Genomic DNA, 21717 nt, shown 5'->3' with positions numbered 1-21717 from the left:
GTCTCCAGTTTATTTCAGTTAAAACGCAGTAGTGTTATAAGAAAATCAGTGCTCTTCGGACGCCATCGACAGATAGACAATCGTCAGAACCATGAAGATAAAGGCTTGTAACGTAATAATCAGTATGTGGAAGATAGCCCAAGGTAAACTGAGCATCCACTGTGACCACCACGGCAACAGGCCAGCAATCAGGATGAAGATCAACTCACCCGCATACATGTTGCCGAACAGTCGCAGACCGAGTGAAACCGGTTTGGACAGCAGGCTGACACCTTCCAGAATTAAGTTAACTGGAATGAATATCGGGTGATTGAACGGCTGCATCGTTAATTCTTTTACGAAGCCGCCTACACCTTTCATTTTAATGCTATAGAACAGGATCAGGATGAAGACACCCAATGCCATGGACAAGGTAATACTCACGTCAGCGGTAGGTACCACACGCAGTGCAGGCAACCCAAAGACATGTTCACCAATGTAAGGCAGTAAATCGATTGGCAGTAAGTCCATCATATTCATCAATAAAACCCAAACAAACACGGTCAGGGCTAATGGTGCGATGACTTTACTTTTGCCGTGGTACATATCCCGTACGCTGTTATCGACAAAACCGATAATTAACTCAACAGCCGTCTGCAATTTGCCAGGCACACCACTGGTGGCACCTGCCGCGACTTTGCGGAAAACAAACAGAAAAGCTAACCCCAGCACGACAGAGAAGAACAAAGAGTCAATGTTCAACGTCCAGAACGTCGCAGGGCCAGGTGAGTGGGGATTGACCAACTCAAAGGTACGCAGGTCCAACTGAAGGTTATTCAGATGGTGACCTATGTAGTCCCTTGGAGTAGAGATTTCTCCTGATGCAGACATGATGCCTCTTACCCTTTTTGTAGTTAAATACGATAACTGTTAAGTACGGTAGCCGCTTATCACGGCCGGTGCCAATATCTGCACAATCAGCACCGCTAAATAGGTTAAACCGAGTGGCGCAAACGCTGCTTTAAACAGCCCTAATGCCACGATCAGCAAAATTATCGTCATGATAATTTTTAACCCTTCGCCAATGGCAAATGACCACGCAACACGACCCGGAGCAGCTGTTTTTGCCTGATGGCGGCAAGCAAACAACATAAATATGGCACTGGGTAACCAGGCTGCCAACCCTCCCGCCAAAGCAGAAGCACTCCATTCCAGGCTTTTAAAACCAAAAACAGCACTGAGAACAACAAAAGTCATTAACTGCAACAACAGCAACTTTCGTGCAATTTTCCCACTGTAAAGGGATACAGGCATGACGTTTGTTCTCTCCGAACCACACTAAAGGTATATTGAGTGAGGTATAGAACTGCCTTTTACCCCATTGAGTCAAGCAGCAAAAAACGAGCAAATTATACGGGCCACTCAAACGAATTCAATCGATAAGTAACGAAAAGGTGAACAATTATTCAATTTTTTTACTTTCTGGCTCTTTTCAGCAGATTGCTCTCGGAATATAGGCCAAATTTAATTGTCTGACGATTCCAATTATTATCAATAAAGCGTGCAACGGATCACAAAACTTAAAACAAAACGATTTATAGCCCATAACAGCCTGATTTGTCTTTAACGAAAAGAGCCATTAAAAACTTTTATAAATCATAATGTTAAAATTAAACCATTATCAAACAACTTATCTACTTAGTAAAAACTTACCGTTGACATTTCAGATAATAATCCTGCAACACTTCGGACACATAAAAAGAATGACATCTTCGATAAAATAATGACCAGGGTGACTATTTGATCATCTTCAATATGATTATGTCGTTCATTGCTGCTGATATTGTAAACAAGCCGTTAAATATATTCTTTTCGAACTATAGCCAGCGGATAAATAATCGCCAATATTAAAAGTGCTATAGTCGACAAATTACCTTGCTTACTCTAAGGATTTATTACATTTTTTTGATAAATAACAAAGTTAGTTTGACTTAAGAATAACCAAATGACGTTCACCGTCCAACTCCGGTACCTGCAATCGAACAACCGACTCAAGAACTATTCCTTCAGGCAATGTGGCTAATTCATCATCCGGCCTTACCCCTTTAAGCGCATAAAAACGCCCTTCAGGCTTGGCTGGCAAATGATGGCACCAGGACAGCATATCTTGTAAGGATGCAAATGCACGGCTTATAACACCGTCAAATGGTGGTGTTGCGGCAAAGTCCTCAACACGGCTTTGTACCGGTTCGATATTGCTTAGTCCTAACTCATGCTGTACCTGACGTAGAAAACGAACCCGTTTACCCAAGCTATCGAGCAATACGAAATGTGCATCAGGGCGCACAATGGCTAACGGTATTCCAGGCAGTCCAGGCCCTGTGCCAACATCAATAAAACGGCTACCTTGCAAGTGTGGATTAACGACAATGCTATCCAGAATATGCCGCACCAGCATTTGCATTGGGTCACGCACAGAAGTCAGATTATAAGCTTTGTTCCACTTATCAAGCAGTTCCACATAGCCTATCAATTGGTGTTTTTGCTGATCGGGTAACGCAATACCTGCTGCATTCAGCAGGGAATCTAATTTTTTTAACACAACAGTATCCTCTGACTGAAAAAATCTGTCAGCGTGTAATGAGCCAATATGTGGAATGATAATCTAGCTTAGCAGTGGTTTGAATAGTTGGTTGTGGCCTGAATTACCGGGCCGCTTATTCTTGCAACCCGGTAAATGTTTGATGGTTACGCGCTACGGCGCAACAGACCTTGTTTTTTCAGCCAAACCAACAAGATGGAAATTGCCGCAGGTGTAATGCCTGAAATACGTGAAGCTTGCCCGATCGAATTAGGTTTGTGGTCATTCAATTTAGCGATAACTTCATTCGATAAACCAGACACTTGGCGATAATCGAGATCAGCGGGCAATAAGGTATTCTCATTCCGTAACTGCTTTTCGATCTCTTCCTGCTGACGGGCAATATAACCTTCATATTTAACCTGAATCTCAACCTGATCTGCCGCTTGGGGATCGGTTAATGCCGGGCCAAACGAAGGCAACGTTGTTAACAAACGATAGTCAATTTCAGGGCGACGCAGTAATTCTTCCCCGTTGGCTTCTTTTGACAATGGGGCTTTCAGCAGCGCATTGATTTCAGCTACGTTCTCAGAATGAGGATGAACCCAAATATCACGCAGGCGCTGGCGTTCTTTTTCAATTTGCTCAATTTTCTGACTAAAGTGAGCCCACCGGGTATCATCGACCAGCCCTAGTTTACGGCCCATTTCGGTCAAACGCAGATCCGCATTATCTTCACGCAGCATCAAACGATATTCCGCTCGTGAGGTAAACATGCGGTACGGTTCTTTGGTACCGAGGGTGCTTAAATCGTCCACCAGCACGCCAAGGTAAGCTTCATCGCGGCGAGGTGACCATCCGTCTTCATCGTTGGCGAAACGGCCTGCATTGAGGCCTGCAAGCAGCCCTTGGGCAGCAGCTTCTTCATAGCCCGTAGTCCCATTGATTTGTCCGGCAAAGAACAAGCCCTGGATATATTTACTTTCCAGAGTCGGTTTCAAATCGCGAGGATCAAAGAAATCATATTCAATGGCATAACCAGGCCGGACGATACGTGCATTTTCCAGCCCTTTCATCGAGCGGACTATCTGCATCTGAACATCAAAAGGTAAGCTGGTAGAAATACCGTTTGGATAGATCTCATTGCTGGTCAGGCCTTCAGGTTCAAGGAAGATCTGATGTGAATTACGATCCGCAAAGCGCATGACTTTGTCTTCGATCGATGGGCAATAACGTGGCCCGATCCCCTCAATGATCCCCGCATACATCGGGCTGCGATCCAGGTTATTGCGGATCACTTCATGGGTTTTTTCATTGGTGTAGGTGATATGACATGCCATTTGCTCTGGATGCTGGCTGGCATTCCCCAAGAATGAAAAGACCGGAATAGGTGTATCGCCCAGTTGCGGGGCCAATTGGCTAAAATCAATAGTTCGTGCATCAATACGTGGCGGAGTGCCGGTTTTAAGGCGATTTACCCGTAGCGGTAATTCACGCAGGCGTTGTGACAAGGAGATGGATGGCGGATCACCCGCACGGCCGCCGCTGTAGTTCTCAAGACCAATATGAATTTTGCCATCGAGGAAAGTGCCGACAGTTAAAACCACAGCTTTAGCGCGGAATTTTAACCCCATTTGGGTCACAGCACCGACCACTCGATCGTTTTCAACAATCAGATCTTCTACTGGCTGCTGGAAAATCATCAAATTAGGCTGGTTTTCCAATGCGGTACGTACAGCCTGGCGATACAAAACACGGTCGGCTTGGGCTCGAGTTGCTCTTACCGCTGGCCCTTTGCTGGCGTTTAGTATCCTAAACTGAATACCCGCCTGGTCAGTTGCCATTGCCATTAACCCGCCCAGAGCATCGATCTCTTTTACCAAATGCCCCTTACCGATACCGCCAATCGCTGGGTTACAAGACATTTGTCCCAGAGTGTCGATATTGTGCGTCAGCAATAAGGTCTGACGTCCCATGCGTGCCGCTGCCATTGCAGCTTCCGTGCCGGCATGGCCACCACCAATGATGATGACGTCAAATTGATCTGGATAAAACATGGTACTGCACCTCGCCGTTATGCGAATTTCTGTGTTTGCCCTGGGGTGGGGGATTCTACTCAAGTTTAGACGATCGACCAAGCAGCTTAGGATCGCTCTTAATTAAAAGAAGATCTTTTTATTTAAAGATCTCTTTATTAGATCTCTTATTAGGATCGTGATCCTCTGTGGATAAGTGACTATTCACATTTAAGATCATGTAATTAAGGAGGATCGTTTGCTGTGAATGATCGGTGATCCTATTGCGTATAAGCTGGGATCTAAATGGCATGTTATGCACAGGCACTTTAAGTCACTAAGGTTGTTATGTGGATATGTACTGCTTATACCCTGCTTTCAAGCTTACTTATCCACATTCGTTCGCATGATCTTTAAGCAAATTAGAGTAAATTAATCCAATTTTTAACCCAAATCTCTGCCGGGTCCTCAGGAATTTCATGTTGAATGACATCAATTTCTAAAATATCACCCACACGAATCGCTCCTTGAGTGATCAGTTGTTGATCCAATTTCCTGACCGCACCACAGAAAGTGTCATATTCTGAACTGCCCAAACCAACAGCACCAAAGCGAATCTGCGAGAGATCCGGTATCTGCTGCTCGATTTGCTCTAATAAGGGTTGAAGATTGTCTGGCAGATCACCCGCACCATGGGTGGAAGTGATAATTAGCCACATACCATCCAGAGTAAGCTCGTCTAATTCCGGGCCATGCAGTGTTTCTGTCGTGAAACCCGCCTCTTCTAATTTCTCAGCTAAATGTTCAGCAACGTATTCAGCACTGCCAAGCGTACTGCCACTGATCAAGGTAATGTCAGCCATAAAGAACCCAACCGAAGTAATGAACCGGTATTGTACGCTGTGAATCAGCTGGGATCTACCTGTGGATAATGTGGGTATAGTTATTTAGTGCTCAGGGCACGATGGTACGCATGATGGGGTTTTGCAGGGAAATAAGCGTCTCGGTTGACTGGATCTCATCAATGGTTTGGATCTTGTTGATAAGTACCTGTTGCAGTGCATCTATCGATTTACACATGACCTTAATAAAGATGCTGTAATGGCCAGTGGTGTAATAGGCTTCGACAACTTCTTCTAAACTATCCAGTTTTTTTAGGGCCGAAGGGTAATCTTTGGCACTTTTCAAAATAATGCCGATAAAGCAGCACACGTCATAACCCAGTTGCTTTGGATTAACATGAACACAGGCTGCGGTGATAATCCCCGCCTGACGCATTTTCTCAACTCGGACGTGAATTGTTCCTGGGCTGACACCAAAATTTTTAGCTAATTCCGCATAAGGCGTACGCGCATTTTCCATTAACGCGTTCAGGATGCCGCGATCGAGATTATCGATTTGATAAATTTCACTCATATTAACCCCGTTTTTTTATCGATTATCTAATTATAGATGCATAAAAATGAATGATTAAAAGTGAAAAGGCAATATTGTTTGTTGGATATTGAATTTAACCCTCATTCTGTTGCTTAATCGATGACAAGCCAAACGGCACAACAGACAATTTGCATAATCGACAGCAACGAATTGAGAAAACGACAATGAAAAAGCAATTTATCCAAAAACAACAACAGATCAGTTTTGTAAAATCCTTCTTTTCCCGTCAATTAGAGCAGCAATTGGGCCTGATTGAGGTGCAGGCACCTATCCTGAGCCGTGTGGGTGACGGTACCCAAGATAACCTGTCTGGTTCAGAGAAAGCCGTTCAGGTAAAAGTAAAAAGCTTGCCAGATGCAACTTTTGAAGTTGTTCATTCATTGGCTAAATGGAAACGTAAAACCTTAGGTCGCTTTGATTTTGGTGCTGACCAAGGAATTTACACTCATATGAAAGCATTGCGTCCTGATGAAGATCGCTTGAGTGCCATTCATTCTGTGTATGTCGATCAGTGGGATTGGGAGCGCGTTATGGGTGATGGCGAGCGCAACCTGGCTTACCTGAAATCCACTGTTAACAAAATCTACGCGGCTATTAAAGAAACCGAAGCCGCGATCAGTGCAGAATTTGATATAAAACCTTTCTTGCCAGAACAGATTCATTTTATCCACAGTGAAAGCCTGCGCGCTAAATTCCCTGATCTGGATGCGAAAGGCCGTGAACGCGCCATTGCTAAAGAGTTGGGTGCCGTCTTCTTGATTGGGATTGGCGGCAAATTGGCTGACGGTAAATCTCATGATGTTCGTGCCCCGGATTATGATGACTGGACCTCTCCGTGCGGGGAAGGTTTTGCCGGGCTAAACGGTGACATTATTGTTTGGAACCCCGTGTTGGAAGATGCTTTTGAAATTTCATCCATGGGAATTCGCGTTGATGCAGAAGCGCTGAAACGTCAATTGGCGCTGACATCTGATGAAGATCGCCTGAAACTGGAATGGCATCAATCGCTGCTGAAAGGTGAAATGCCGCAGACAATCGGTGGTGGCATTGGGCAATCCCGTTTAGTGATGTTATTGCTGCAACTGCAGCATATTGGTCAGGTGCAATGTGGTGTATGGGGGCCAGACGTCAGCGAGCAGGTAGAAGGCTTGCTGTAATTCCCTCCAGGTTATCTCTGAATTATTTCAACCCGTTATGGCTTATGCCGCTATAGCGGGTTTTTAACATTATAAACATAAGCGAGTTCTTTCATCTATGCTGTAGGTGGCATAATACTGAGGTATTTCACCTATAAGGTTGTTGATATTATGGCCCGATTTCACCCTCTTAAACACTACTCACATGCGCGTCCAAGGCTGCTATTATCCGTTGGTGCTGGAATAATCACTTACTTCCTGTTGCCATCGCATTTCACTGTATTACTGCGCTTGATGGTGAGTTGGAATATATTTGCGTGGCTCTATTTGTTCTTTTTATGGCTGCAATTATTGCGCAATGATCCGAAAAAAATCAGATTAATAGCTCGTGTGCAGGATGAAAGTGCCACCATGGTGCTGAGTATTGTCAGCATGGCGTGTCTGGCGAGTATTCTGGTTATTCTGTTTGAGTTAAGCACGGCGAATCAATTATCGGGTTCGGCCAAAGCATTCCATTTAGTCCTTACTGGAATGACGTTATTGGTCTCTTGGCTATTATTGCCAACTGCTTTTACTATGCATTATGCCCATCTATTTTATTTATCCCGCGATGAGTCAGACGCTGTTCTCCCGTTAATTTTCCCTAAAGAGGTTACTGAACCTACTTATTGGGATTTTCTTTATTTTTCATTCACTATTGGTGTCGCTTCCCAAACCGCTGATGTCTCGACCGGCACGTCAGATATCCGTCGTGTGGTGCTTTTGCAGTCAGTGTTATCCTTTATTTTCAATATGACGATCTTGGGATTATCAATTAACGTCGGGGCAGGGTTACTGAACTAAAATAGTTTCTTAGCGCTTCCAGCGGCGCATTAAACGGCTTTTTAACCCGGTATCAAAGCGCCAGATATGATCGAAAATCCGCATGATACCGGGCTTGCCATAGGCCGACATCGCCACGGCATGAAACCGGTGTTGATGAGCTTGCTGCTGGATTTTAATTTTTCGGATCAATTCCTCGGGTAAGCGCTGGGCAATGAAATCTGAAATAATCACGGCATCGGCATCATACCAGTCTCGCTCTTCCATTTTGCTCAGAGTGCTGGCTAAGCAGGCTGCCAGGTCAGTGCCGCCACGAAAATGTTGGCTGAGAAAGCGTATCGCCTGCTCAATACCACTGGCTGATGATAGCTCGTAGTGAATGATTTCTGTCGCGAACAGCATGATGTAACAGCGGCGATTATCCTCCAGCGCAATACGTAACAGCGCTAAACAGAAAGCTTTGGCACATTGTTCATTGAAGCCTCCCATCGAACCGGAGGTATCAACACAGACGATAAAAGGGCCGCGCGGGTGTTCGTCATGACTTTTAAGGCTGACTGGCCGCTGCAAGGTCTTTTCCTGCCAATTATCACCTTGTAGGCGATAGGTGAGTAAACGTCGCTCCAGTAAGCGGCGATAAAACTCAAACTCCAGCTCGCTCATCCCCAACATAACTAATTCGGTCGGCAATAATCGTAGAATATCATTGCTCTGGTGAATGCCACTGACCTCTTCTGGCACGGTATCAGGTTGGCGAACCATGACGGTGTAAGGTTCAAAGCGGGCATCAGGAGTAGGTTGCGCTTTAGCACTGCGGCTGCGCCCCAATTGCTCTGCAAGTTGCTGTAATTCCGGCTGCTGTTGTAGAAAATCGCCATATTGCAGCAATAATTGATAATCACCACGCTGCAAATGTCCCTGGCTCATATCCCAAAGCCGGCCTGCCGCCCCATCATTGGTTGCAAGAATGGGTTCCAAAGCACCACTGAGCGCAAGTCGCTGTTGTAACTCAGCTAAAAGTTGCTCTCGCTCTTGCTCCAGTAGCTGATGATGGATGGTGATGGTTTGTAAGGTCAGGTTGACACGCCAGCGCTGTAAAAAGAGAGTTTGAAAACTATCACCGGTTTGGGGATTTCTTTCTAAATCAGCGGTATGCAGCAATGTTTTAGCTTGTGTGGCGAAAGGGGAATGCCATTGTTGCAGTTGCACCACAATCTGCGGGAGATGGGCATAAAATAGTGAGCTATCTTCCAATTGACTCTGTTGGTATAAAGCAAACTCGTTTGCCAGACCAGCTGGGACTTTTGCCTCCCGAATTCGCTGTTGTAAGTTTTGCTTCCAGCCAGGGATATCCTTCATTAATGCCCGTTTAATGCGCGGAAATTTTTCAAAGAATATGGCTAACTGCGGTGAGGCCAGTAACCCCACCACCATCTCTTCGATAAGCTCACTTTCACTTATCGATAGCAGCAAATCCAGGGTTGCCAGGCTGAGCATAGATCAATGACCACGTAGTTTTTGTTGTAGCTGTTTCACTTGTTCAGCCACATTCAATAAGCTGGCTTCTATTTTCGCCAACCAAGAGGACGGCGTGAATAAGCAAGGTTGATGTTGACTGAATAGCCGCCGTTGCTCAGCCAGGCTATTTTCCAATTCCGCCAACTCCACCAGCAACTCGGGGGGCACACTGGTGCTGGAAGCTCCGGGTTGCGACAATATTGATGATTGGCGGCTGACATCCAGCACCGTGATATGTAGTTGATCATCAACTTCAGCATCAATAGATTGGGCATAACCGACACCATTTAATTTGGCGCGTAAAACCCCACCTTTATTTAACCACTGCGCCAGTGCCTCTTTCTCTATTTGCAGATGATTGACCTGAATGTCATGCAAGTTAAGCGGCTTTTGCAGGAATAGTGTCAGGGTGCTATCAGTAAGATGGTCTGGCAGGGAATATTGTGGTTTACGGCTGAACATACCGCTTTGTTTGTTCACTGTCAGCGCTTGATGGTCACTTTGTTGCTGTTGGTGTTTCAACCATTGAGCATGGATATGCTGGAGCTTCATCAATAGGCTCTGTTGCTGATATCCCTGCTCTGTTAGCAACTGTTCAAGCTGTTGCTGTAGCAATTTAAGCGAACTTAAATCATGCCATAAGCAATCTTTCAGCAAAATTAAGTCTATTGGCGCTATTTCATCTCGCCCGCTGAAGAAGGCGCTGGCTTGCAGCAAACGCAGAGCCTTTTTCCACCGCCGGTCAGAGACATACGGCGCTTGTTCTTGTGCGCTGAGCTGCTGACGTAGCTGAAAAATAAGCTCAAAACAGTTATCCGGTAGGGCTATTTTGTCTATTAAGGGCTGCCACTGATAAAACTCTTCATCGCTGATACTGAGATTTTCCGCTACCGGATTATGATTTTCATTTTGTCGGCTGAGCAGCAATGAGCGGAAGTTCTGTTTTTCTTGCACGCGATCCAGCCACAGGCGGATCAGCATTCGGTCATAAAGCGCTTCCAGGCTGCTGTCTGCATCGGGTAATTCGTTAGAGGCCGTCACCAACAAGCGCATCGGGATACTGTCTTCCCGATCACCATTACGAAAGCGTCGTTCGTTAATAGCGGTCAGCAAAGTATTCAGAATAGCTGGGCCAGCTTTCCAAATTTCATCCAGAAAAACGATTTCAGCTTCAGGTAAATAACCTCCAGTCATGCGCTGATAGCGCCCCTCTTCTTTCAGAGCTTGAATAGAGAGTGGGCCAAACACTTCTTCTGGTGTCGAAAAACGGGTCATTAGATATTCAAATGCCCTGGCATTGCGAAAAGCAAATTTTAGGCGTCGAGCAATCAGACTTTTAGCAATCCCCGGAGGGCCGAGCAGGAATACGCTTTCGCCACTCAGTGCGGCCAGCAAACATAAGCGGATAGCTTCCTGTCTTTCATACAGACCACTTTCAAGGGCACTGCTCAAGCGGGAGATTCTTTCAGCTAATTGTGATGATTGCGCCATAATTGCTCTATATGTTCCGTTAGTTGATTGATTGTTACCTGATCAGGGGGAATAGATCCTCTTTTTCTTAGTGGTATAGCATGTTTTTCTTAATAGGATAGCTCATTGATTAGTAATATTTTTATATCACCAGCTATTTGTAGTCGATCTATTTTCGTGCTTTTTGTTGTTTGATTTAAGAGTAGGCAATCTATTGAAATGGTGCATACTGTGCGCCTTTTGGCAGGTGTATAAGAATACATAACAGGCAGTAGCGATGACTAAGTGCACGCATCGGCTTATGGATGTTCTAGCAAAAAGAAATCAATTATGAGCACAGAACATAAAAAACAATCTTTATCGGCGGTAACCCTGGCTGCAATAGGGGTCGTTTATGGTGATATTGGTACCAGCCCACTCTATACCCTGCGAGAGTGTTTTTCTGGTCATTATGGTTTTGATGTCCGCCCTGATGTGGTATTTGGTTTTTTATCACTGATCTTCTGGATGTTAATTCTGATTGTCTCGGTTAAATATCTGACCTATGTCATGCGTGCGGATAACGCCGGTGAAGGGGGGATTTTAACATTAATGTCTTTGGCTGGGCGTAATACCTCTTCCAGAGCCACTTCAATTTTGGTTATCCTCGGTTTAATTGGCGGCAGCTTCTTTTATGGTGAGGTGGTCATCACGCCGGCCATATCCGTTATGTCGGCCATCGAAGGGCTGGAAATTGCCGCGCCTGCACTTGATCCTTATATTGTCCCCTGCTCGATTGCCGTTTTAACCCTACTGTTTGTTATTCAAAAACACGGTACCGGTAGCGTGGGTAAATTATTTGCCCCGGTGATGCTGGTTTGGTTCCTGACACTGGCGCTGCTGGGGTTGCGCAGCATTATCGCCAATCCAGAAGTATTGGCTGCACTGAATCCTAAATGGGCAATCAGCTTCTTTACTGAATATAAATCTGTTTCTTTCTTTGCCCTTGGTGCGGTGGTGTTGGCAATTACCGGGGTGGAGGCTTTATATGCAGATATGGGGCACTTTGGTAAATTTCCTATTCGGTTGGCGTGGTTTACTGTGGTTTTACCGTCATTGGTGCTGAATTATTTTGGCCAGGGCGCGTTATTATTGAAAAACCCGGAAGCTATCAAAAACCCCTTCTTCCTACTCGCCCCTGACTGGGCATTGATTCCACTGTTAATACTGGCAACGTTGGCGACGGTAATTGCCTCACAGGCTGTTATCTCCGGTGTCTTTTCCCTGACCCGGCAAGCCGTCCGTTTAGGTTATTTGCCGCCGATGCGTATTATTCATACCTCAGAAATGGAGTCAGGCCAGATATATATCCCGGTGATTAACTGGACACTGTATCTGGCGGTGGTATTGGTGATTGTTGGCTTTGAACGTTCCAGTAATCTGGCAGCGGCTTACGGCATCGCGGTGACGGGCACGATGGTTATTACCAGTGTTCTGTTCTGCACCGTGGCACTGAAAAATTGGCACTGGAACCGCTTCTTTGTCTACTTATTGCTGGTGGCGTTATTGGTTATTGATGTGCCAATGTTCTCCGCTAACGCATTGAAATTGTTCTCCGGCGGTTGGTTACCACTGTCACTGGGCCTGGTGATGTTTATCATCATGACCACTTGGAAGAGTGAACGTTTCAGCTTGCTGCGCCGTATGCACGAACACGGTAACTCTCTGGAGGCGATGATTGCCTCATTGGAGAAATCGCCTCCGGTACGGGTTCCGGGCACGGCGGTGTATATGTCTCGGGCGATGAATGTTATCCCGTTTGCATTACTACATAACCTTAAACATAACAAAGTGTTACATGATCGGGTTGTTCTACTGACACTGCGAACTGAAGATGCGCCTTATGTTCATAACGTTAATCGAGTAACTATCGAGCAGCTCTCGCCGACATTCTGGCGGGTAGTGGCGAGTTACGGTTGGCGCGAAACCCCGAATGTGGAAGAGATTTTCCATCGCTGCGGTTTGGAGGGGTTACCTTGCCAGATGATGGAAACGTCATTCTTTATGTCCCACGAGTCACTTATCCTGACCAAGCGGCCGTGGTATTTGTTCTTGCGCGGCAAGTTGTTTGTGGCCCTTAGTCGTAATGCGCTGCGTGCAGCCGATCAGTTTGAGATCCCTCCGAATAGGGTTATTGAGCTGGGGACGCAGGTAGAGATTTAACTTAGAAGGCCGTTAAACATAACGGACTGAAGTTAATAATAAAGTCGCTGATAGTTCAGTGATTGAAGGGGGGATCGCACCTAGGGGCACTTCGGTGGCTCACGCCACTACGACCCCAACGGTACGATTCCCCTTTATTAGATTTTGTCAGCAGTCTGGGCCGTTAAACATAACGGCCTTTTTTACATTCATCATCCCGCTTTTCATTTGTTCAGCGAAACGTTTCGATGGCGATCACAATTTCATCAAATTGGGTTTGCCTTCTGCTGCCATTTTTCTAAACTCAGTATCAGCGAAACGTTTCGCTGTTGGAGTAGAAAATGAAAAAAGGCGCGTTACTAAATTCTGATATTTCCGCTGTTATCTCTCGCCTGGGCCATACCGATCAGATTGTGATAGGTGATGCGGGGCTGCCAATACCGGCAACCACCACACGTATCGATTTGGCACTGACTCAAGGCGTCCCTGGATTCCTCCAGGTTCTTGAGGTGGTAACGCAAGAAATGCAGGTTGAGAGTGCTTACCTTGCGCAGGAGATTGTTAAAAATAATCCGCAACTCCATGAAACGTTACTCGCACAATTATCACAACTTGAGCAACACCAGGGAAACCAAATTGCTTTGCACTATATCAGCCATGAGGCTTTTAAAGAGCAGACCAAACAAAGCCGGGCAGTGATTCGTAGCGGGGAATGTTCCCCCTTTGCTAACATCATTCTCTGCTCCGGCGTAACTTTCTGAGGCGTTTATGCAACCTTTGCTGCAACTGAAAGGGATTGATAAAGCCTTTCCCGGCGTCAAAGCACTCTCAGGTGCTGCGCTAAGTGTCTATCCTGGCAGGGTGATGGCACTTGTAGGCGAAAATGGGGCCGGAAAATCGACCATGATGAAAGTGCTGACTGGCATCTACAATAAGGATGCCGGCAGTCAGCATTTTTTGGGTAAAGAAGTGGTGTTTAATGGCCCGAAAGAGTCGCAGGAAGCGGGTATTGGCATTATTCATCAGGAACTTAACCTGATTCCACAGTTAACCATCGCAGAAAATATCTTTTTAGGGCGCGAGTTTGTAAATCGTTTTGGCGGCATTGATTGGAAAAAAATGTATGCCGAAGCTGATTTACTGTTGGCGCGCCTTAATATCAGCTATAGCAGCCATCGGCTGGTGGGCGAGCTTTCGATTGGTGATCAGCAAATGGTGGAAATCGCCAAAGTGCTGAGCTTTGAATCCAAAGTCATCATTATGGATGAGCCTACCGATGCGCTGACTGACACCGAAACAGCTTCTTTATTTAATGTTATTAAGGAGCTGAAAGCGCAAGGTCGCGGCATTGTTTATATTTCCCACCGTCTTAAAGAAATCTTTGAGATTTGCGATGACGTCACGGTATTCCGTGATGGGCAGTTTATCGCCGAAAAACCGGTTAATACACTCACTGAAAACTCTCTGATTGAAATGATGGTTGGCCGTAAATTGGAAGAGCAATACCCGCGTCTGAATTTACCGCGCGGCGAAAAACGTTTACAGGTCAAACAGCTATGCGGCCCTGGGGTCGAGAATGTCAATTTCACTCTCTACAGTGGTGAGATCTTGGGGGTAGCGGGCTTGATGGGCGCAGGCCGCACTGAGCTGATGAAAATCATTTATGGTGCGCTGCCGCGTAAATCGGGCTTTGTGATGTTAGATGGCCGCGAAGTGGTGACTCATTCGCCGCAGGATGGTTTGGCAAACGGCATTGTTTATATTTCCGAAGACCGCAAACGGGATGGCTTAGTGCTCGGAATGTCAGTTAAAGAGAATATGTCTTTGACTGCATTGCGTTATTTCAGTCGTTCAGGCGGTTCGCTCAAACATGCTGATGAGCAGCAGGCGGTGGCGGATTTCATTCGTTTATTTAATATCAAAACGCCTTCCATGGAACAGCCTATTGGCCTGTTATCCGGTGGTAATCAGCAAAAAGTGGCTATCGCTCGAGGTTTGATGACCCGGCCAAAAGTGTTGATCCTTGATGAACCGACTCGTGGTGTGGACGTCGGGGCTAAAAAAGAGATCTACCAGCTAATAAACCAATTCAAACAAGAAGGGCTGAGCATCATATTGGTCTCCTCGGAAATGCCGGAAGTGTTGGGCATGAGTGACCGCATCATTGTGATGCATGAAGGCCAGCTAAGCGGCGAGTTCTCCATTGAACAGGCTACCCAGGAAGTGTTGATGGCAGCTGCCGTCGGCAAGCAATACAGCGTAGAGCAGGAGTAATCAGATATGAGTTCCCAAACTATCAATACCAAGCGCTGGTTCAGTAAGGAATGGTTATTAGAACAAAAATCACTGATTGCGCTGCTGGTGCTGATTGCTGTGGTTTCGTCACTAAGCCCGAACTTCTTTACCCTGAATAACATGTTTAACATTCTCCAGCAGACTTCCGTCAACGCCATTATGGCCGTCGGGATGACACTGGTTATCCTGACTTCAGGGATTGACCTGTCAGTGGGGTCATTATTGGCGCTGACCGGTGCGGTTGCGGCCTCCATTGTCGGGTTGGAAGTTAATGCGCTGGTTGCCGTGGGTGCCGCGCTGGCATTGGGGGCGTTTGTCGGTGGCATCACTGGGGTGATTGTGGCGAAAGGTAAAGTGCAGGCCTTTATTGCTACCCTGGTCATGATGCTGTTACTGCGTGGTGTCACCATGGTTTACACCAATGGTAGCCCGATAAATACCGGTTTTACTGATGTGGCAGATACCTTTGGCTGGTTCGGTATTGGTCGCCCATTGGGTATCCCAACACCTATCTGGCTGATGGCGATTGTCTTTATTGCGGCATGGTACATGCTGCATCACACGCGTCTGGGTCGTTATATTTATGCGCTGGGGGGCAATGAGTCCGCAACACGCCTCTCTGGTATCAGCGTTGATAAAGTTAAAATTATTGTTTATTCACTCTGTGGATTGTTGGCGGCATTGGCGGGAATTATCGAAGTTGCCCGCTTATCATCAGCACAACCTACTGCCGGTACCGGTTATGAACTGGATGCGATAGCAGCCGTGGTTCTGGGGGGTACCAGTCTTGCTGGGGGTAAAGGGCGGATTGTTGGCACCCTGATCGGCGCATTAATCCTCGGGTTTTTAAATAACGGTTTGAATTTATTGGGTGTCTCCTCTTACTACCAAATGATCGTCAAAGCAGTGGTTATCCTGCTTGCGGTATTGGTAGACAATAAAAGCAGCAAATAACCTCTCTCCCTACAGGAATTGCGACCATGAAAATGAAGAAACTGGCTACTTTGATCTCTGTTGTTGCATTGAGCGCTACTGTCAGTGCTAACGCGCTGGCAAAAGACACGATTGCGTTGGTTGTTTCCACGCTGAATAACCCGTTCTTTGTTTCAATGAAAGACGGCGCGCAAAAAGAAGCAGATAAACTGGGCTACAACCTGGTGATTTTGGATTCCCAAAACAACCCAGCTAAAGAATTAGCCAACGTGCAGGATTTAACGGTGCGCGGCACCAAATTGCTATTGATCAACCCAACTGACTCCGATGCCGTGGGCAACGCGGTTAAAATGGCTAATCAGGCAAACATTCCCGTTATAACTCTCGACCGCCTGGCTAATGCCGGTACGGTGGTGAGCCACGTTGCCTCTGACAACCGCTTCGGTGGCAAAATGGCTGGTGATTATATTGCTAAGAAAGTCGGTAGTGATGCCAAAGTCATTCAGTTGGAAGGGATTGCTGGCGCGTCTGCTGCTCGTGAGCGCGGTGAAGGCTTCAAGCAATCAATGGAAAAAAACAAATTCCAGTTGTTGGCTAGTCAGCCAGCAGATTTTGACCGGACTAAAGGTTTGAACGTCATGCAGAACTTGCTGACTGCTCATCCAGATGTTCAGGCCGTGTTTGCTCAGAATGATGAAATGGCACTGGGTGCTTTACGCGCCTTGCAGACTGCGGGCAAAACTGATGTGTTAGTGGTTGGTTTTGATGGTACTGACGATGGTATTAAAGCTGTCGAGAGTGGCAAAATGGGCGCAACTATTGCTCAACGCCCAGACCAGATTGGTGTCATTGGTGTACAAACTGCGGATAAAGTATTGAAAGGCGAGAAAGTCCAGGCCGTTATCCCAGTAGATCTGAAGTTAGTGACTAAATAATATCGTCATTCACTAATAATATCGAAAAGCATGGCATATAACGCCGCTGCCTTAAAACGGAAAACAAAACGTACCGGCAGCGGCATCATTCACAAAGGAATAAATACGATGGAAGCAGGTAAACTGGTGGTCCTGGGCAGCATTAATGCCGACCATATTCTGAATATTGAGCAGTTTCCGCGTCCAGGTGAAACGGTGATCGGGAAGCAGTATAAAGTTGCTTTCGGTGGCAAAGGTGCTAATCAGGCCGTTGCTGCTGGCCGTAGTGGGGCGAATATCGCGTTTATTGCCTGTGTGGGTGAAGATGATATTGGTGACCGGGTACGTCTGCAATTAGCCAGTGACAATATTGATACCGCACCTATTGAAGCGGTAGCAGGCACTACCACGGGGGTAGCGCTGATATTTGTTAATGGTGAAGGCGAGAACGTCATTGGTATTCATGCTGGGGCAAACTCGGCAGTAACACCAGAGTATCTTGGCCGTTATCAACAGCAAGTTATTGATGCCGATGCATTATTGATGCAACTGGAATCTCCACTTGAGACGGTTATCGCCGCCGCTAAATTGGCAAAGCTGCATCACACTCAGGTTATCCTGAATCCAGCTCCTGCCCGCGAACTGCCAGATGAGCTGTTATCGCTGGTGGATATGATTACTCCAAATGAAACAGAAGCTGAGCACTTAACGGGCATTCATATTGAGCAGGATGATGACGCAGCGAAAGCCGCGCAAATTTTGCATGATAAAGGTATCGCCACCGTCATCATTACCTTGGGTAGCCGTGGTGTATGGCTTAGTGAGCAGGGCCTGGGTAAATTGGTCGCTGGCTTTAAAGTTAATGCAGTAGATACTATTGCCGCCGGTGATACATTCAATGGCGCATTATTGACTGCTTTACTGGAAGGCCAGGCAATGGATTCCGCTGTCCGTTTTGCTCATGCTGCGGCTGCGATTGCAGTGACTCGCCCTGGCGCACAACCTTCCATTCCTTGGCGGGCCGAGATCGATAGTTTCTTACAAGGTCGGGTATAACTTTGACCACCATGAAAGATGTCGCCCGTTTAGCGGGCGTATCAACCTCTACAGTCTCGCATGTTATTAATAAAAATCGTTTTGTTAGCGATCCTATTCGCGACAAAGTGCTGGCTGCCATCAAGCAACTTAACTATGCCCCATCTGCGTTAGCGCGCAGTTTAAAACTCAATGAAACCCGGACGATCGGCATGTTAGTCACTGCCAGTAGCAACCCGTTTTACGCCGAAGTGGTTCGTGGTGTGGAGCGTAGTTGCTATGAGCGCGGCTACAGTTTGATTTTGTGTAATACCGAGGGTGACATCGATCGCATGAGTCGTAGTATTGAAACTCTAATGCAAAAACGTGTCGACGGTTTGCTGCTGATGTGTACCGAAAGTCACCGCCCATCGCAGGATATTCTGCGCTGCTACCCCTCTCTACCGATTATTATGATGGACTGGGCCCCTTTTGAAGGGGTGAATGATGTCATTCAGGATAACTCTTTATTAGGTGGGGAAATGGCAACCTCGTACCTGATTGCCAGAGGATATACTCGTATCGCCTGTATTGCTGGCCCACAAGATAAAACACCGGCGAAAGAACGTTTGCAAGGATTCCGCCAGGCAATGGATCGCGCGGGTCTACCGGTGCTTCCTGATTATGAAGTGATCAGTGATTTTGAATTTAGTGGCGGATTGGTTGCCATGAAGCAGTTACTGGCATTGCCGCAGCCCCCTGAAGCGGTCTTTACCAGTAATGATGCGATGGCAGTTGGGGTTTATCAGGCCTTACATCAGGCTGGGTTATCGATTCCGCAGGACATGGCGGTCATTGGTTATGATGATATCGAAATTGCACAATATATGACGCCACCGTTGACGACTATTCATCAACCAAAAGATGATCTCGGTGAGCTGGCTATTGATACTCTTATTCATCGACTAAATAACCCGGAAGCGGAACCACAAGTTCTGATTCTCACTCCCGAGCTAATCGAGCGCGGCTCAGTCGCCGTCCGTTAAACTTCACTCTCTGCGGGTTGCGTAATTTTTTTCACATTACGGCCCTGAATCAAGTTATCTCCATCTTTAGGTTTGAGTAATAAGAACACCACGGATGACAGCAATGTCACGGCACCCATCGTAATAAAGGTGTAGTGGAAGTGGTCAATATTATCCCCAAACGACAACCCATCGTAAAACCGCAAAACTACGGCACTGATGGCAACGCCAAAGCTAATCGCCAGTTGCTGGGTTACCGCCAAAACACTGTTACCTGAGCTGGCATTGTTATCGGTTAAATCAGCCAGAGTAATAGTGTTCATTGCCGTAAATTGTGTCGACATTGCCATACCCAATATAAACAGTGGCAATATCATCATCCAAGGTGACATGCCCGGCGATTGAAAAGCAAACAAGGCTATCAGTACGCCGATAATGGCCGTAATGCCCACTAATACGGTGCGATAACCCAGCGAACGTAAAACTTGAGTTACCGCTGATTTTGCCATCATTGAACCAATGGCGGTGGGGGCCATCATACAACCAGCAATAATAGCGGAATAACCAAACCCGACTTGTAACATGAGTGGCATCAGGAAAGGAACGCAGCCAGTGCCTAAACGTGAAGCTACGTTACCCGCAATACCGACGGAAAAGGTTCGGGTTTTAAACAGCGGCAAACCAATTAGCGGATTAGGATGGCCTTTGGCGTGGAATATATAGAAGAGCAGCATTAATAAACCGCCCAACAGCACTGTGGCTGGCAGGTAACTGGCAATATCTGGTCGGCCCATTATTTCCAGACTCACGGATATCATAACCAAGCTGCTACCGAATAACAGGAAACCGATAATATCAAAGGCGCGTTTCGGCATGGTGAAGTCGGGCATATATTTACGGGCATAAAAGATACCCAGTAAGCCGATGGGAATATTAAGGATAAAAATCCAGTGCCATGTGGCGTAGGTGACCAATAATCCCCCTAATAATGGTCCCATGACAGGGCCGATTAATCCGGGGATGGTGACGAAATTTAATACTGGCAATAACTCACTGCGCGGATAAGCCCGGATAAGTGCTAGCCTGGCGACGGGCATCATCATGGCACCACCCACCCCTTGAATAACTCGGGATGCCACCAAAAATGGTAGAGAACCAGAAAGCGCACACAGTAATGACCCCAGCGTAAATAATGAAACGGCCAAAATGAAAATGCGCCGAGTGCCGAAACGATCGGCCAACCAACCACTGACCGGAATCAACATCGCCACCGTGAGGGTATAGCTGATAATAGCTGACTGCATGGTTAGAGGTGAGCGATTAAGGCTTTCAGCGATTGAAGGGAGTGCCGTATTCAATATGGTGGCATCCAAAGCCTGCATAAAGAAAGCCATGGCGGCGATCCAAGGGAGACCCGCCATGCTGCGCGCAGATTTTATCATTGTCCGTCCTGATTATATTGGGTGGGCGTGAGTACCCTCTCTATATAGATATAAAGAATATCTGACCGTTAGTCTTTCTCTTTTAATAACACCTGACAAGCCACCAATGCACCTTGGCTATCGCCAGCCAGAATGGTATCGACAATATTTTGATGGTGTTGCAGCTTAATCACCTCATCGCCGGTAATAGAACGAAAGTAACTGTGATAAACCGAACTGAACAAATTAGCGAAAGACGTTAAAAATGGATTACCACTGGCCTCATAGATCAATTGATGAAATTGGGCATCCACTTGAATCCATCGTTCGCGATTAAAATGGGTATGCAGCTCGTACATTTCTGTCATTAATAATGCTAACAGGGCTTTTTGTTTTTCACTGGCATTGATAGCTGCCAGATAACAGGCTTGAGGTTCGAGTGACCTCCTTAATATAAGGAAGTGTTGCATCACTTGATCGAAGTTCTCTCGGGTCATCCACCAGGTCAGCAACTCTTGGTCAAGGAAGTTCCAATTGGTTTGCGGCATCACTCGGGTACCGATACGCGGACGCGGTAATAACATCCCTTTCGCAGCGAGCATTTTTACCGCTTCACGTACAGCGGTGCGGCTGACACCAAATTGCTCCCCCAACTCTATCTCGCCAGGCAATATACTGCCGGCTTCATATTCCCCTGCGAGAATGCGCTGGCCAATTTTTTCGGCCAGCAGATACGAAAGATTGCGCTGGGCGGCCTGCTGTTGGGTATTTAGTTGCATGGTGTTTTGTCCTATCTATCTTCTTATACTTCTATTTTACTCTACTGTTTAACTTGGGTAGTTAATGTTTAGCTTAATAATTGTTTAAATTCTGGCCTTTTACCCCATTTTTGCTGAAAAAAAACACGGTTGAAAAGTTTTTTGAAATTAGGGGTTGCAGGCTGTCAGGAACTCCCTATAATGCGCCTCCACTGACC

19 protein-coding genes are annotated in these 21717 nt (G+C 46.4%); 9 read left to right on the top strand and 10 right to left on the bottom strand.

Annotated elements, in window-relative coordinates:
• Positions 1-45 precede the first annotated feature (45 nt).
• From atpB to asnC, 6 genes are all read right to left on the bottom strand, one after another.
• A complete protein-coding gene (atpB, locus tag HU019_RS03475; protein WP_005161179.1) occupies positions 46-870 on the bottom strand; it encodes a F0F1 ATP synthase subunit A in 825 nt (274 codons plus the stop codon).
• A 39-nt stretch (positions 871-909) separates the two neighbouring features.
• Positions 910-1293, bottom strand: a complete 384-nt coding sequence (gene atpI, locus HU019_RS03470; RefSeq protein WP_174848264.1) for a F0F1 ATP synthase subunit I — start codon at positions 1291-1293, stop codon at positions 910-912.
• A gap of 667 nt (positions 1294-1960) precedes the next feature.
• Complete coding sequence (rsmG, locus tag HU019_RS03465; protein ID WP_174848263.1) at positions 1961-2581, bottom strand: 16S rRNA (guanine(527)-N(7))-methyltransferase RsmG; 621 nt, start codon at positions 2579-2581, stop codon at positions 1961-1963.
• Between the two features lie 146 nt (positions 2582-2727).
• A complete protein-coding gene (gene mnmG, locus HU019_RS03460; RefSeq protein ID WP_174848262.1) occupies positions 2728-4617 on the bottom strand; it encodes a tRNA uridine-5-carboxymethylaminomethyl(34) synthesis enzyme MnmG in 1890 nt (629 codons plus the stop codon).
• 380 nt (positions 4618-4997) lie between these two features.
• On the bottom strand, positions 4998-5438 hold the full coding sequence (gene mioC, locus HU019_RS03455) for an FMN-binding protein MioC (protein ID WP_174848261.1): 441 nt from the start codon (positions 5436-5438) through the stop codon (positions 4998-5000).
• A gap of 91 nt (positions 5439-5529) precedes the next feature.
• Positions 5530-5991: a transcriptional regulator AsnC gene (gene asnC / locus HU019_RS03450; protein WP_050078711.1), complete on the bottom strand. Its 462-nt coding sequence runs from the start codon at positions 5989-5991 to the stop codon at positions 5530-5532.
• Positions 5992-6176: 185 nt separating this feature from the next.
• Here asnC and asnA point away from each other — a divergent pair, with 185 nt between their 5' ends.
• Together asnA and HU019_RS03440 are read left to right on the top strand one after the other, a co-directional pair.
• Entirely contained in the window at positions 6177-7169 is a 993-nt protein-coding gene (asnA, locus tag HU019_RS03445) for an aspartate--ammonia ligase (protein WP_174848260.1), read from the top strand.
• Positions 7170-7319: 150 nt separating this feature from the next.
• Positions 7320-7991 (top strand): DUF1345 domain-containing protein, encoded by a 672-nt coding sequence (locus HU019_RS03440; RefSeq protein ID WP_174848259.1) that lies wholly within the window; start codon positions 7320-7322, stop codon positions 7989-7991.
• A 9-nt stretch (positions 7992-8000) separates the two neighbouring features.
• Here HU019_RS03440 and viaA read toward each other — a convergent pair whose 3' ends face one another.
• Both viaA and ravA read right to left on the bottom strand, forming a co-directional pair.
• Positions 8001-9467, bottom strand: coding sequence for an ATPase RavA stimulator ViaA (gene viaA, locus HU019_RS03435; protein ID WP_174848258.1), 1467 nt, complete (start codon positions 9465-9467; stop codon positions 8001-8003).
• Positions 9468-9470: 3 nt separating this feature from the next.
• On the bottom strand, positions 9471-10979 hold the full coding sequence (ravA, locus tag HU019_RS03430) for an ATPase RavA (RefSeq protein ID WP_174848257.1): 1509 nt from the start codon (positions 10977-10979) through the stop codon (positions 9471-9473).
• Positions 10980-11288: 309 nt separating this feature from the next.
• On the opposite strand from ravA, the gene kup reads away from it, so the two are divergent.
• The 7 genes from kup to rbsR all read left to right on the top strand — a co-directional run bounded on the left by kup (position 11289) and on the right by rbsR (position 19341).
• A complete protein-coding gene (gene kup, locus HU019_RS03425) occupies positions 11289-13160 on the top strand; it encodes a low affinity potassium transporter Kup (protein ID WP_174848256.1) in 1872 nt (623 codons plus the stop codon).
• Between the two features lie 320 nt (positions 13161-13480).
• Entirely contained in the window at positions 13481-13900 is a 420-nt protein-coding gene (gene rbsD, locus HU019_RS03420) for a D-ribose pyranase (RefSeq protein WP_174848255.1), read from the top strand.
• A 7-nt stretch (positions 13901-13907) separates the two neighbouring features.
• Positions 13908-15413: a ribose ABC transporter ATP-binding protein RbsA gene (gene rbsA, locus HU019_RS03415; RefSeq protein ID WP_174848254.1), complete on the top strand. Its 1506-nt coding sequence runs from the start codon at positions 13908-13910 to the stop codon at positions 15411-15413.
• Positions 15414-15419: 6 nt separating this feature from the next.
• Entirely contained in the window at positions 15420-16388 is a 969-nt protein-coding gene (gene rbsC, locus HU019_RS03410) for a ribose ABC transporter permease (protein WP_005175184.1), read from the top strand.
• A gap of 26 nt (positions 16389-16414) precedes the next feature.
• Positions 16415-17302, top strand: a complete 888-nt coding sequence (gene rbsB / locus HU019_RS03405) for a ribose ABC transporter substrate-binding protein RbsB (protein ID WP_005175185.1) — start codon at positions 16415-16417, stop codon at positions 17300-17302.
• A 108-nt stretch (positions 17303-17410) separates the two neighbouring features.
• On the top strand, positions 17411-18337 hold the full coding sequence (gene rbsK / locus HU019_RS03400) for a ribokinase (RefSeq protein WP_174848253.1): 927 nt from the start codon (positions 17411-17413) through the stop codon (positions 18335-18337).
• A 2-nt stretch (positions 18338-18339) separates the two neighbouring features.
• Entirely contained in the window at positions 18340-19341 is a 1002-nt protein-coding gene (rbsR, locus tag HU019_RS03395; protein ID WP_174848252.1) for a ribose operon transcriptional repressor RbsR, read from the top strand.
• Here the strand turns inward: rbsR and mdtD are convergent.
• A complete protein-coding gene (gene mdtD, locus HU019_RS03390) occupies positions 19338-20762 on the bottom strand; it encodes a multidrug transporter subunit MdtD (RefSeq protein WP_174848251.1) in 1425 nt (474 codons plus the stop codon). The genes rbsR and mdtD overlap by 4 nt on opposite strands.
• 68 nt (positions 20763-20830) lie before the next feature.
• Entirely contained in the window at positions 20831-21520 is a 690-nt protein-coding gene (locus tag HU019_RS03385) for a FadR/GntR family transcriptional regulator (protein WP_174848250.1), read from the bottom strand.
• Between the last annotated feature and the right edge of the window lie 197 nt (positions 21521-21717).

This window comes from Yersinia artesiana (genome assembly GCF_902726545.1).
GTDB classification, from domain to species: domain Bacteria; phylum Pseudomonadota; class Gammaproteobacteria; order Enterobacterales; family Enterobacteriaceae; genus Yersinia; species Yersinia artesiana.
Note: the sequence above shows the minus strand (reverse complement) of the source record. Positions and strands in the feature narration are given on the sequence as shown.